This window comes from Rahnella aceris, assembly GCF_011684115.1.
Taxonomy (GTDB): Bacteria; Pseudomonadota; Gammaproteobacteria; order Enterobacterales; family Enterobacteriaceae; genus Rahnella; species Rahnella aceris.
In genome coordinates this window covers 2,547,010-2,560,970 of record NZ_JAADJV010000001.1, presented here as the reverse complement: position 1 = coordinate 2,560,970, position 13,961 = coordinate 2,547,010, and the positions used below count along the sequence as shown (strand labels likewise).

Sequence of the window (13,961 nt, the reverse complement as noted above, 5' to 3'; positions counted from 1 at the left end):
GATAAAAATGAAACGCTGTGCCAGTTTCCAGACACAGCTGATTACTTATGTCAGAAGGCGTCAGGCAGCGCTGACCAGTTGTTCGAGCGCTTTACGGTTGGTCTGTTTGGTGTCGACTTTTACGTAGGCGCTGAATTCTTCCGGAACGACAACGGCTTCGGCCACGCCCGGTTGTGCGAGGATCCGTGCCTGCAGGGCAGAATCTTTCACCGCCAGTTCAGACAGCGTAATACGCAGGCTGCTGACATACGGGGGTTCGGTCATGGTAGAACTGACCAGCAACCAGACGACGGCAATGGCCGCACAAACCAGGAATACGGCACCGGCCCCGACGTGTCCGTAAACATAACCGCCTAAGCTGCCGCCAATCGCCACGCCGATGAACTGGCTGGTGGAATAAAGCCCCATCGCCGTGCCTTTGTAGCCCGCGGGTGATTCTTTACTGATAAGCGAAGGCAGAATCGCTTCCATCACGTTGAAGGCCAGGAAGAACAGTTGGATACCGGCGATGACCGCCCATAAATGTAGCCCCGCGGCCCACAGTACGATTTCAGCCAGCAGCAACACAACCACGCAACCCATGAACACCTGTTTCATGTGGCGCTTTTTCTCAGCGTAGACAATCACCGGAATGACAGCGACGAAAGACGTCAGCATGGTGATCAGATACACCCGCCAGTGTTCACTCGGCGGGAAGCCCGCATGTTCCATCACTTGCGGTAACACCACGAAGCTCGACATCAGTAACACGTGAAGACACAGAATGCCGAAGTTCAGTTTCAGCAGTTTGGCGTTGCCCATCACTTTGCCGAAGCTGCCTTTTACCATGCTCGATTCGCGATTAAGAATGTGCGTAGCAGGGGAGGGCACCACGGCCACGGTAATGATGATGCCGAGAACGGTCAGTACTGCGATCGCCCAGAACAGGGCGTGTAAACCCCAGGCGTGGGTGATGATCGGGCCGAGCACCATCGCAATCGCAAAGGTAATACCGAAACTGATGCCGATAAACGCCATCGCTTTGGTGCGGTTTTGCTCACGGGTCAGGTCAGACAGCAGGGCCATCACGGCGGCAGCAATCGCGCCAGAGCCTTGCAGGGCACGACCAATGATCACGCCCCAGATAGATTCGGTGGAAGCAGCCACAATGCTGCCGATGCAGAAGATGACCAGACCAAAGACGATCAGTGGCTTGCGGCCAACGCGGTCAGAAAGCAGTCCGAATGGGATCTGGAAAACAGCCTGTGCCAGGCCGTAAATGCCGATGGCGATGCCGATCAGTGTTTCGCTGGCGCCGGATAATTTCATGCCGTAGGTGGTCAGCACCGGCAGAACCATGAACATGCCGAGCATGCGCAAAGAAAATACTGTCCCTAGTCCCCATGTAGCCCGACTTTCCTGCGGGGTCATCTGGTTATCGTTCACATTACTACCTCAAAATAACAATCCGACATTTTAATGATTAAGCCGGCCTGGGTAAAACGATGGATCTTTAGCAGATATTACGATGTTTGCCTGTCAGACTGAGAAAAAGAAAAGGCCAGTATTGCTACTGGCCTTTAGCTGTGATTTCAGCGGGTTACACTGAAGGTGCGTGTTACCAAACGTAGGTCAGCAAGGATGTCGGTGCAGAATTAAAATCCACGGACATCATGAAGCTCAGCGACATGATGGTGATGATGGAGAAACCAAACAGTTTTCTCGCCCACACCACGTCATTTTCCGTTTTATACCCCTTCAGTGCCATGCCCAGCCACCAGATACTGACAGCGGCGGCGACAATCAGGTATTTATAACCTGCATAACCGCTCAGGGTCAGCATCAGCGTCGCAATCATAAACGCCAGAATGTAGACGATAATATGATGCTTGGCGACGGAGATGCCTTTCACTACTGGCAGAACCGGGATACCTGCTGCCTGATAATCTTTGAAGCGGAAGATGGCAATCGCGTACGAATGCGGCATCTGCCACAGGCTGAAAATCAGAAGCAAGATCAGTGCACCGGTATCAAACTGGCCAGAAACGGCACAGTAACCGATAACCGGTGGCGCTGCGCCAGACAAGCTGCCGATCAGCGTGCCGTATACCGAGTTGCGTTTCATGTACAGGCTGTAAACGCCGACATAAACCACAAAGCCCATCACTGCCAGCCACATGGCCAGCGGATTTGCTCCGATATACAACAACGCAAAGCCCGCAATACCCAGAATGGTCGCGTAAACCAGGCTTGTTTTCGGCGGAATAAGCCCTTTCACCAGGACCCGGTTCTTCGTTCTTTCCATGATCCGGTCGATGTCGCGGTCGATAAAGTTGTTAAAGACACAACCCGATGCGACAACCAGCGAAACACCCACCAGTGTGGCGAGAAAGAGTGGGAAGTCGATGCTGCCTTTGGCAGCAAGGAGAAATCCCCCGATGACAGAAATTAAGTTGCCGAAAATAATTCCTGGTTTCGTTACTTGCAGGTATTGCTTAATCATCACGTGCAGCTCGGCTCTTTAACTGACCATCATATTGAGGTTGAGGTTATACATAATCCACAATGAGCCCACAACGACGATAAAGATAATCACAGCGGTGAACAGAAGTGCCACCAGGTTCCAGCGCTCTTCCGACGACGTATTCATGTGCAGGAAGAACACCAGATGGACAACGATCTGGATGATCGCGGAAGCAACCACAGTACCCAGAATCAGTGAATGTGACGCCGTGTCGGTCATGACCATGGCAAACGGGATCACCGTCAGGATAACCGACAAGATGAAGCCAATAGCGTATGACTTCAGGCTGCCGTGGCTTGCGCCACCATGGGAAGTAGCAGAATGACTCATTACATTGCTCCCATCAGATAAACAACGGTAAACACGCAGATCCACACCACGTCCAGGAAGTGCCAGAACAGGCTCAGACACATCAGACGGGTTTTGTTGACTTCAGTCAGACCGCGACGTGAAACCTGAACCATCATGGTCAGGATCCAAATCAGACCACAGGTCACGTGCAGACCATGGGTGGCGACCAGCGCAAAGAAGCCAGACAGGAAACCACTGCGCTGCGGACCATAGCCTTCAGCAATCAGGTGATGGAATTCATAGAGTTCCATCCCGATGAAGCCTAAACCGAACAGGAAAGTCAGGAACAACCAGCCGTTAACCGCTGCTTTGTTACCTTTGTTCATGCCCAGCATCGCAAAGCCGTAAGTGATACTACTGAACAACAGGCAGAAGGTTTCTACCAGTACGAACGGCAGTTCAAAAATGTCTTTACCAGAGGGACCGCCAGCGGTCCCGTTTACCAGTACTGCATAAGTTGCGAACAGGCTCGCAAACAATATGCAGTCACTCATCAGGTAGATCCAGAAGCCGAAGACTTTGGTTGCACCTGCATCGTGGTGCCCATGCTCAGCATGGGCCTCATCGTGGTGAGTCAGAGTATCAGTTGCCATGTTTCACACCTGCTTTACGGATTTGTTCATAATGTTGGTTTTCAATACGTTCCACTTCTTCAACTGGCACGTAGTAATCAACATCTTCGTCGAAGCTTTTCGCAATCCAGGTCGCAGCCAGTGCAATGAAGCTCACCGCTGCCAGCCACCAGATATCCCAGATTAACGCGAAACCACAAACCAGACTCAGCATAGCGATGATGAAACCGGCGCCGCTGTTACGTGGCATATGAATCGGTTCATATTTAGCAGGCTGCTTGTAAGCGGTGCCTTTCTCTTTCATGTCCCAGAACTCATCACGGTCGTGAATTTGCGGCACGATAGCGAAGTTGTAGAACGGAGGAGGAGAAGAGGTTGACCACTCCAGAGTACGTGCGCCCCATGGGTCACCGGTCAGATCTCGGTTCTGGTCGCGGTCGCGAACGGAAACGAAGATCATGATCAGCTGGCAGAGGATACCGCAGGCAATCAGTGCAGCACCGCACGCTGCAACAACCAGCAGCGGGTGGAACTCAGGATCGATGTTCTGGCTGACACGACGGGTCATGCCCATGAAGCCCAGGACGTACAGTGGCATGAACGCAACGAAGAAGCCGATGATCCAGAACCAGAATGAACGCACACCCCATTTTTCGTTCAGCGTGAAGCCGAAGGATTTAGGGAACCAGTAAGTCAGACCTGCGAAGCAACCGAAGACCACACCACCGATAATAACGTTATGGAAGTGGGCAATCAGGAACAGGCTGTTGTGCAGCACGAAGTCAGCACCCGGAACCGCCAGCAGAACACCGGTCATACCACCCACAGAGAAGGTGATGATGAAGCCAACAGTCCACAGCATCGCTGCGTTGAGCGTGATACGGCCCTGATACATGGTGAACAGCCAGTTGAAGATTTTTACCCCGGTCGGGATAGAAATGATCATCGTCATGATGCCGAAGAAGGCATTGACGTTGGCGCCAGAACCCATGGTGAAGAAGTGGTGCAACCAAACGATGAACGACAACACCGTGATGGCGATGGTTGCCCATACCAGCGAGGTGTAACCGAACAGACGTTTTTTGGAGAAGGTTGCGGTAACTTCTGAGAACACACCGAATACTGGCAGAACCAAAATGTACACTTCCGGATGGCCCCAGGCCCAAATCAGGTTGATGTACATCATCATGTTGCCGCCCATATCATTCGTGAAGAAATGGGTGCCCAGATAACGGTCTAAAGTCAGCAGTGCAACAGTCACGGTCAGAATCGGGAAGGACACGATAATCAACACGTTGGTGCACAGTGCGGCCCAGGTAAATACCGGCATTTTCATCAGCGGCATACCGGGTGCGCGCATCTTCAGGATGGTCGCAAAGAAGTTAACACCGGTCAGCAAGGTCCCGACCCCGGATATCTGGAGACTCCAGATCCAGTAATCTACCCCGACCCCCGGACTGTATTCCTTACCTGACAGTGGCGGATAAGCTAACCAGCCGGTCTGTGCGAACTCACCCACACCCAAAGAGATGTTGATCAGCACAACAGCCGCGGCGGTAAACCAGAAGCTCACGTTGTTCAGGAACGGGAACGCAACGTCGCGCGCACCGATTTGCAAAGGTACAACCACGTTCATCAGACCGATTACGAAAGGCATCGCCATGAAGAAGATCATGATCACGCCGTGCGCGGTGAAGATTTGGTCGTAGTGATGAGGAGGAAGGAAGCCCGGCTCGCCCGCAGAGGCAAGCACCTGCTGGCTACGCATCATGATGGCATCGGCAAAGCCACGCAGAAGCATGACGAAGGCCAGAATGATATACATGATACCTAATTTTTTGTGGTCGACGGAGGTCAGCCACTCGGTCCACAGATATTTCCACTTACCGAAATAGGTGATGCCGGCAACTACTGCCAGGCCACCGATAATAATCGCGGCAACTGTGACCATGATAATCGGTTCATGATACGGAACCGAATCAAGCGTTAATTTTCCGAACATCGTTTATTCCTCGGCTCCGGCTGCGTGAGACTGTCCACCCATATCCATGCCTTTCATGTCAGCGCCTGCCGGCATTGGCATGGTGTGACCTTCTGGCGCTGCCTTCATGTCATGCATGGAGTATTTGCCAATGATTTCTTTAAACAAACCAGGTTTTGCAACAGAGAAGTATTCGACCGGGTTGTCGATGCTCTGTGCAGCCAGTTTGTTGAAGTCATCAGTGGTAGCCAGCTGGTTCGGTGCACTTTTCACTTTTGCTACCCAGGTGTCGAAATCGGCACGGGTTGGAGTCGCAATTGTGTTGAACTTCATACCTGAGAAGCCGCGGCCGCTGAAGCTTGCTGAAATGCCTTTATACGTACCCGCTTCATTTGCAATCAAATGCAGCTGAGTTTGCATACCGGCCATCGCATAAATCTGCCCGCCTAACTGAGGAATGAAGAACGAGTTCATCACAGAGTCTGAAGTGACTTTGAACTGAACAGGCACATCTTTAGGAATAACCAGTTCGTTAACGGTCGCGATGCCTTGTTCTGGATAAATGAACAACCATTTCCAGTCCAGAGAAACGACTTCAACCGTCATCGGTTTTTGGTCAGTCACGATTGGCTTGAACGGATCAAGCGAGTGGGTGGTTTTCCAGGTAATCGTTGCCAGGATGGCAATGATAATAATTGGAACTGTCCAGACGACGGCTTCAATTTTGTTGGAGTGGGACCAATCAGGACTGTATTTTGCTTTTGTATTGGAAGCGCGATACTTCCAGGCAAAGGCAAACGCCATGATAATAACTGGTATAACAACGATCAGCATTAAACCGATAGCGGTTAAAATCAGCGTTCTCTGCTCAAGTCCAATTGCTCCCTTGGGATCCATCAATGCCGTATTGCAACCGCTCAACATTACCGCGGAGGCAAATAAGGACAACATCCCAATACTTTTATTGTATTTCTTAAGTCTCATCTAACGACCTCAATAACTAGGGCTCTATTGTCGCTTCAGGTGTGCGGGCATTTTACGGGAAGGTTGCAGGACTGTAAACACGCTTAAACAAGTGTCAAAGCGCTGTTGACACTTTATGTTAACGCAGTCACACATGTCACGGATCGTGACAATTTACAGTGGGCAACAATATGTTGCGTATGGATTTTTTTCTATAGTGATGAAAAACAAGGGGTGACAGATTTTGGCATTATAATTGTCGTGCGATATCTCATCGATACGTTTAATTAATGTTAAATTAATGTATAAAGCAGGTGAAATAAAATGCATGAAAAGCCCGAAAGAAAAACTATCCCGGAAAATATTATTTTTTCTGAATTTAATTTATTGCGTCCTATTTATAGATCATTTGTTAAATGAAACGCGCCATTCATTTCGAATGAATGGCGGTAAATCAGGAACGTGCAGTACGGCGCAGAGATAAAAAATCGAGCAGACTGCCTAAAATAACGCCAGTCAGGCAAATAACTGCTCCCGTTTCTAACAAGGTTGTCGCCAGCCTTTGCCAGGATGCCCAGCCCATACTGTCGACAATCAGCGTGATCAGCCAGAGTATCAATAACAAGCTTCCCGTCAGCATGCAACGTAATGCCCAGCGATACGGGGCGGCAAAGTGAATGCGCGGCAGGAAACTGTCTGTATTTTGGGTGTATTCGAGGGTCTGCCGGCAAACTGCCAGCAGCAGTAAACCGGGCACCGCTGCTACAATCGAGAAAAGATAAAACCACGGCCAGCCATAAGCTTCAACGAACCATCCGGCAATCGGCCCGACATACACGCGGCCCACGGCAGACAATGCTGAAAGCAGCGCAAACTGGGTGGCAGAGAATGAGCGATTACACAGCGTCATCAGGAGTGCCACGAACGCTGCCGTCCCCATACCGCCACACAGGTTTTCAAAGAAAATCGCCGCGCCCATAGTGGTTAAATCTTTATCGGTGATGGCGAGGATCCAGTAACCGGCATTAGAAACAGCCTGCAAAATCCCGAATAACATCAGGGCGCGGAACAAGCTCAGACGCTGCATTAACATTCCGCCAAACAATGCACCGATGATGGTTGCCATCAGCCCGAGCGTTTTATTTACCAGCCCGACCTCCCCCGCATCAAAACCGACGCCACGGATCAAAAATGTTGTACTCAGGCTTCCTGCAAACGCATCGCCCATCTTGTACATCACGATGAGCAGCAAAATCAGCCAGGCATTGTTGCGGCCAAAAAAGTCTTTCAGCGGTGCGACGACGGCCATCTCCATGGTACGCGGCGCTGGTTGGGTGTTTTCAGGCTCCGGCGACAACAGGGTGGCGAGAACGCCGATGAGCATCATACCTGCCATCAGCCAGTACATATGCTGCCAGCCGAGATACCGATCAGCCAGCCATAATGCCAGCCCGCCGGAGACCAGCATTGCCAGGCGGTAACCCAGAACTGACACGGCGGCACCATTTCCGCGTTCTTCCGGTGGCAGTAAATCGGTTTTATACGCGTCAAAAACGATGTCCTGCGACGCCGAGGCGAATGCAATCAGTACGGCCAGCGCGGCGAGCCAGAATAAATCTTTTGAAGGGTCCATAAAACCCATCGCGAAAATCGCCACGACCAGCAACAATTGCGTCAGGATCAGCCATCCGCGTCTGCGCCCGAGAAAAGAAGGCGTGTAACGGTCCATCATCGGTGACCATAAGAACTTGAACACGTAGGCCTGACCTACCAGCGAAAAAATACCGATGGTTTTCAGGTCAACATTTTCGACCGTCATCCACGCCTGCAACGTGCCGGACGTCAGCGCCAGGGGTAAACCGGAAGCGAAGCCCAGAAGCAGTAAAATGACCGTATTGCGTTGCGTGAAAATTTTAAAGTACTGACTGATCATGAAAATTGTGTTCCTGCGAACCGTTGAGAGAGTGGCGCATACGCATAATAAAGGAAGGGATGCATTTCAGGAAAGATAATCACTGGCCTTAAAAAGCATTCTGCCCGGACGAGCCGGGCAGAATTCATCACGCAAACTTCAGCTGAACTTAACGGGCATTCGCTTTGATGAAGTCACTGATGCTGGTGTCTGACGCCATGTCACTGATGACATCGCCCAGTGTGGTGTTAACTGCGTTGGTAATTTTTGCGTTAGTCGCAGACAGTGCGCCCTGAACGTTATATGTCGAGCGGTAGTTTTTCACCTGCTTGCTGCCGTTCTTCGCCGTCGCGATGATGGAGATGTCGGCTTTAGTGGTGATGTTATAACGCAGGTTACCTTCCTGAACATCTGCATACAGGTTGTTCACTACAATTTGCAAATCAACCGCGCCGTCAGCCCCCACCATGTAACCTCTGGCGGTCATTTGTTTCTCCAGTGATTCCTGCAACAGGAAACGCAGATCGCGTGACGGTGTCAGGGAAATCAACTGCCCATCGCGGTTCACTTTTGCCAGTGCCTGATCCTGACGCTGGTCAGCACCGTTGATGCTGATAGTAATGCCCTGAAGCGTTGGATCTTGTGAAGGCAGAACAATTTTCGGTGAAACGTCCAGGGTGTTAGTGCTGGTGGCGCAACCGGCCAGCATGAACAGTGCCAGAACAGGGAAAATAATTTTCTTTAGCATGTGTATTTTCTCAATATTAATAAGGGAATAGTGCTCAAAAATTTGCCGACATCATAACATTGCCATTTGCCGGGGGAAGTCCCAACAATCCGGAAAAGCGTGTTTTTCGCGTTTTTTTTCAGCAAAGTCGCAGTAAAGCTGCGGGCTGCTGACGCCATCCGTAGCGAAGCGGCAGTTTCTTTGACAGACTGAGCGCCATTTTTATCAATCTGCAGCAGAAATTTATTGTTCTGGCGTGCATAGAATCTGGAAAGCCGCCTATCATTATAAAGAGATAGGTGTACCAGACAGGCGCAGTTCTCTGCTGATGCGGTGTAAGGAGATTGCTATGATTCGTGAGCAAATAGAAGCAAAATTAGTTGAAGCATTTGAACCTGCGTTTCTGGAAGTGACTGACGAAAGCTATCGTCATAATGTCCCGGCAGGCTCCGAGAGCCATTTTAAAGTGGTCATGGTGTCGGATAAGTTTATCGGGGAGCGTTTCCTGGCGCGTCATCGTGCCATCTATGGGAAATTAACGGAGGAGCTGGCAGGCAGCGTGCATGCGCTGGCTTTGCACACGTATACCCTGAAAGAATGGGAAGGCTTACAGGATACGGTGCCAGCTTCACCGCCGTGTCGCGGCGCGGGCACCATGGCCTGACAGTCGCGATCTGATTCACAAAAGGCATAAATATCGGCATTTGACGCGGTAACACTGGAACTTTCCTTGCCAGATGCGGTATTAGTAGATGCGAATTTCAAGAAACGGCCTGCGGGCCGTTTTTGTTTTTCTTCTGACGGACTGACGGCACGAGGTTTATGCCTCTGAATGACCGCATTTTTCGAAGGATCGAGTCCCGTGTGAGTTTCCCTCCCGCGCAACAGAGACCGTCCTCGACTCAATGCGTATGCGCCGCTATAATGTCGCGTCTAATTTTTCCGGAATGGTTTCGGACGCTCTCGAATACAGGGCTACGTTCTGATACAGAACTGTCCCGGTTCTTAGAAGTCGTTTTCAAGGTAAGTTTGCGCTCATCTTGAGAACGACTTCTGGAGTTGACCGAGCACTGTGATTTTTTTTTGAGGTAACAAGATGCAAGTTTCTGTTGAAACCACTCAAGGCCTTGGGCGCCGCGTAACGATTACTGTTCCTGCTGAAAGCATTGAAAAAGCAGTGAGCAGTGAACTGATCAACGTCTCTAAAAAAGTACGTATTGACGGCTTCCGTAAAGGCAAAGTACCAAGCCACATCATTGAACAGCGTTACGGCGCGTCAGTACGTCAGGACGTACTGGGTGATCTGATGCAACGCAATTTCGTTGATGCGATCATCAAAGAAAAAATCAATCCAGCTGGCGCACCTAACTACATCCCGGGTGAGTACAAGCAGGGTGAAGACTTTAACTTCTCCGTAGAATTTGAAGTGTACCCGGAAGTTGAGCTGAAAGATCTGGAAAACATCGAAGTTGAAAAACCGGTTGTTGAAGTTAACGACGCTGATGTTGATACCATGCTGGAAACTCTGCGTAAGCAACAAGCGGACTGGAAGGAAACTGATGCTGCGGCCACTGCTGAAGACCGCGTGACTGTAGATTTCTCCGGTTCCATCGACGGTGAAGAATTCGAAGGCGGCAAAGCTTCTGATTTCGTACTGGCTATGGGCCAGGGCCGCATGATCCCAGGCTTCGAAGACGGTCTGGTGGGTCACAAAGCCGGTGAAGAATTCACCATCGACGTGAACTTCCCGGAAGATTACCATGCTGAAAACCTGAAAGGTAAAGCGGCTAAGTTCGCGATTACTTTGAAGAAAGTAGAAGAGCGTGAGTTGCCAGAACTGACCCCTGAATTCATCAAACGTTTCGGCGTGGCTGATGGTTCTGTTGAAGGTCTGCGTGCTGAAGTGCGTAAAAACATGGAACGCGAGCTGAAAGGTGCTGTTCGTAACCGCATCAAAACTCAGGCAATCGACGGTCTGGTCAGCGCTAACGAAATCGACGTGCCATCTGCACTGATCGACGGCGAAGTGGATGTTCTGCGTCGTCAGGCTGCACAACGTTTTGGCGGCAACGAAAAACAAGCGCTGGAACTGCCACGCGAATTGTTTGAAGAGCAAGCTAAACGTCGCGTCGTTGTTGGTTTGTTGCTGGGCGAGGTCATCAGCCAGCACGAACTGAAAGCTGATGAAGATCGCGTTAAAGCACTGATCGAAGAAATGGCTTCTGCGTACGAAGATCCACAGGAAGTTGTTGAGTTCTACAGCAAAAACAAAGAGCTGATGAACAACATGCGTAACGTCGCACTGGAAGAACAAGCGGTCGAAACTCTGTTGTCTAAAGCGAAAGTGACTGAAAAAGCCACTACCTTTACTGAACTGATGAACCAGACTCAACCTGCATAATTGTAATGCACGTTGCTGAACCTGTTTACAGGTTTGCTTCCAAAGCCCGCGGTTTTTACTGCGGGCTTTTTATTTCCTGAAAATCAGGTATTTTTGTTTTGGCTGTTGTTTTTGCACTATATTTATCAATATAAAGCACAGCCCACGTAGAAACTGTTGACTGACACCCTCAGGATGGCTTTTTACTGGCTCAGGGGGCACGCCAAAAAAGAAATATCACTGCAGGCTTGAAAAAGGGGGCAATTCCCCCAATTGATAAGAGCTAACCCAGGTAAATTTGTAGTTAAAATCTGACTGATAAACACCGTCAGGCGTGTAAATGGCGACTTGGCCGCTTGAGCATAGTCATGTGTGCCTATCTCAAGTAGAATCGATTTTAAATAGCGCCAAACAGAATCTATTAGGAGACGGTTATGTCATACAGTGGTGAAAGAGAGCAATTTGCACCAAACATGGCGTTGGTACCCATGGTGGTTGAGCAAACTTCACGGGGCGAGCGTTCATACGATATTTTCTCCCGTCTGCTTAAGGAACGTATCATCTTCCTGACCGGTCAGGTTGAAGACCATATGGCTAACCTGATTGTTGCCCAGATGCTGTTCCTGGAAGCAGAAAGTCCGGAAAAAGACATTTATTTGTATATCAACTCACCGGGCGGCGTGATCACTGCCGGTATGTCGATTTATGACACCATGCAGTTCATCAAACCGGATGTCAGCACGATTTGTATGGGACAAGCCTGTTCAATGGGCGCATTCCTGTTAACAGCCGGTGCCGAAGGCAAACGCTTCTGCCTGCCAAATTCCCGTGTGATGATCCACCAGCCACTGGGCGGTTTCCAGGGCCAGGCGACGGATATTGAGATCCACGCTAAAGAAATTCTGAAAGTGAAATCTCGTATGAATGAGCTGATGGCGAAACATACGGGCAAATCTCTTGAAGAAATAGAGCGTGACACTGAGCGTGACCGTTTCCTGTCCGCTGATGAGGCTGTACAGTACGGGTTAGTAGACTCCGTATTTACCCATCGCGCCTGACGGCTTATTTCTGCCGGGCTGATGGTCTATAGTTATACTCATACGGACGTCTCAAAGGCAGGGCTTGAGTTACTGAAGTTCTGCAAGCAATGAGTCATAACAGGAATGAACAGACATCAGCCAATCATGCGGCTGTTGTGTAATATAGTCGTGTCGTGGTGTTATTGTTACGCTGCGGGACTGATACCAGAGAAGAGGTTTACTGATGACAGATAAGCGCAAAGACGGTTCAGGAAAGCTGCTGTACTGCTCTTTTTGCGGCAAAAGCCAGCATGAAGTTCGTAAGCTGATTGCCGGGCCGTCAGTGTATATCTGCGATGAATGTGTCGATTTATGTAATGACATTATTCGCGAAGAGATCAAAGAAGTCGCGCCACACCGTGAACGCAGTGCATTACCGACGCCGCATGAAATCCGTCAGCACCTTGACGATTATGTTATCGGCCAGGAACCTGCAAAAAAAGTGCTGGCAGTGGCGGTCTACAACCACTATAAGCGCCTGCGTAATGGCGATACCAGCAACGGTATAGAATTAGGCAAGAGTAACATCCTGCTGATCGGGCCGACCGGTAGCGGCAAAACGCTGCTGGCTGAAACCCTGGCGCGTTTCCTGGATGTGCCATTTACCATGGCCGATGCCACCACGCTGACCGAGGCCGGTTATGTGGGTGAGGACGTCGAAAATATCATTCAGAAACTGCTGCAGAAATGTGACTACGACGTACAGAAAGCGCAACGCGGCATTGTTTACATTGATGAAATTGACAAGATTTCTCGCAAGTCTGACAACCCATCGATCACGCGTGATGTGTCCGGTGAAGGTGTACAGCAGGCACTGCTGAAACTTATTGAAGGCACCGTGGCTGCTGTTCCACCGCAAGGCGGACGTAAGCATCCGCAGCAGGAATTCTTGCAGGTTGATACTTCGAAAATCCTGTTTATCTGTGGCGGTGCTTTTGCCGGCCTGGATAAAGTGATTGGACAGCGTATCAATACGAATACCGGTATCGGTTTCGGCGCTGAAGTGAAAGGCAAAGAGCAGAAAGCGACTGAAGGTCAGTTACTGGCTCAGGCTGAACCCGAAGATTTGATTAAATTTGGTCTGATCCCAGAGTTCATAGGTCGTCTGCCAGTGGTGGCGACTCTGAGTGAGCTCAATGAAGAAGCCCTGATTCAAATCCTGAAAGAGCCGAAAAATGCCCTGACTAAGCAATATCAGGCATTGTTTAATCTCGAAGGCGTTGAACTGGAATTCCGGGATGAAGCGCTGACGGCCATTGCCAAAAAAGCCATGATCCGTAAAACCGGTGCGCGTGGCCTGCGTTCCATTGTGGAAGCGGCATTGCTGGATACCATGTATGATCTGCCGTCTCTCGAAGATGTCGAGAAAGTGGTTATTGATGAATCCGTGATTGCGGGTCAGTCAGAGCCTCTGATGATTTATGGCAAGCCGGAAGCACAACAAGCATCTGGCGAATAATTAGCCAATCTATCCAGAGAGTTAGCCACGAAAT

At 50.1% G+C, this 13,961-nt stretch carries 12 protein-coding genes; 4 read left to right on the top strand and 8 right to left on the bottom strand.

Annotation, left to right across the window (positions count from 1 at the left end):
- Positions 1-60: 60 nt before the first annotated feature.
- The 8 genes from GW591_RS11690 to GW591_RS11655 all read right to left on the bottom strand — a co-directional run bounded on the left by GW591_RS11690 (position 61) and on the right by GW591_RS11655 (position 9,030).
- Positions 61-1,425, bottom strand: coding sequence for an MFS transporter (locus GW591_RS11690; RefSeq protein WP_013576650.1), 1,365 nt, complete (start codon positions 1,423-1,425; stop codon positions 61-63).
- Between the two features lie 172 nt (positions 1,426-1,597).
- On the bottom strand, positions 1,598-2,482 hold the full coding sequence (gene cyoE, locus GW591_RS11685) for a heme o synthase (protein ID WP_013576649.1): 885 nt from the start codon (positions 2,480-2,482) through the stop codon (positions 1,598-1,600).
- 18 nt (positions 2,483-2,500) lie between these two features.
- Positions 2,501-2,833 (bottom strand): cytochrome o ubiquinol oxidase subunit IV, encoded by a 333-nt coding sequence (locus GW591_RS11680; protein WP_013576648.1) that lies wholly within the window; start codon positions 2,831-2,833, stop codon positions 2,501-2,503.
- Positions 2,833-3,447 carry a cytochrome o ubiquinol oxidase subunit III gene (locus GW591_RS11675; protein WP_013576647.1) on the bottom strand — a complete coding sequence of 205 codons (615 nt, stop codon included), beginning with the start codon at positions 3,445-3,447 and terminating at the stop codon, positions 2,833-2,835. Before GW591_RS11675 ends, GW591_RS11680 begins: the two co-directional genes overlap by 1 nt.
- Entirely contained in the window at positions 3,437-5,428 is a 1,992-nt protein-coding gene (cyoB, locus tag GW591_RS11670) for a cytochrome o ubiquinol oxidase subunit I (protein ID WP_013576646.1), read from the bottom strand. Before cyoB ends, GW591_RS11675 begins: the two co-directional genes overlap by 11 nt.
- A gap of 3 nt (positions 5,429-5,431) precedes the next feature.
- Entirely contained in the window at positions 5,432-6,391 is a 960-nt protein-coding gene (gene cyoA, locus GW591_RS11665; RefSeq protein WP_013576645.1) for a cytochrome o ubiquinol oxidase subunit II, read from the bottom strand.
- 433 nt (positions 6,392-6,824) lie between these two features.
- On the bottom strand, positions 6,825-8,303 hold the full coding sequence (ampG, locus tag GW591_RS11660; RefSeq protein WP_037036815.1) for a muropeptide MFS transporter AmpG: 1,479 nt from the start codon (positions 8,301-8,303) through the stop codon (positions 6,825-6,827).
- Between the two features lie 148 nt (positions 8,304-8,451).
- Positions 8,452-9,030, bottom strand: coding sequence for a lipoprotein (locus GW591_RS11655; RefSeq protein ID WP_013576643.1), 579 nt, complete (start codon positions 9,028-9,030; stop codon positions 8,452-8,454).
- Between the two features lie 328 nt (positions 9,031-9,358).
- On the opposite strand from GW591_RS11655, the gene bolA reads away from it, so the two are divergent.
- The 4 genes from bolA to clpX all read left to right on the top strand — a co-directional run bounded on the left by bolA (position 9,359) and on the right by clpX (position 13,927).
- Positions 9,359-9,673: a transcriptional regulator BolA gene (bolA, locus tag GW591_RS11650; protein WP_112151718.1), complete on the top strand. Its 315-nt coding sequence runs from the start codon at positions 9,359-9,361 to the stop codon at positions 9,671-9,673.
- A gap of 432 nt (positions 9,674-10,105) precedes the next feature.
- Positions 10,106-11,410, top strand: a complete 1,305-nt coding sequence (gene tig, locus GW591_RS11645) for a trigger factor (RefSeq protein WP_013576641.1) — start codon at positions 10,106-10,108, stop codon at positions 11,408-11,410.
- Between the two features lie 413 nt (positions 11,411-11,823).
- Positions 11,824-12,447 carry an ATP-dependent Clp endopeptidase proteolytic subunit ClpP gene (gene clpP, locus GW591_RS11640; RefSeq protein WP_013576640.1) on the top strand — a complete coding sequence of 208 codons (624 nt, stop codon included), beginning with the start codon at positions 11,824-11,826 and terminating at the stop codon, positions 12,445-12,447.
- 205 nt (positions 12,448-12,652) lie between these two features.
- Entirely contained in the window at positions 12,653-13,927 is a 1,275-nt protein-coding gene (gene clpX / locus GW591_RS11635) for an ATP-dependent protease ATP-binding subunit ClpX (protein WP_013576639.1), read from the top strand.
- Positions 13,928-13,961 lie beyond the last annotated feature (34 nt).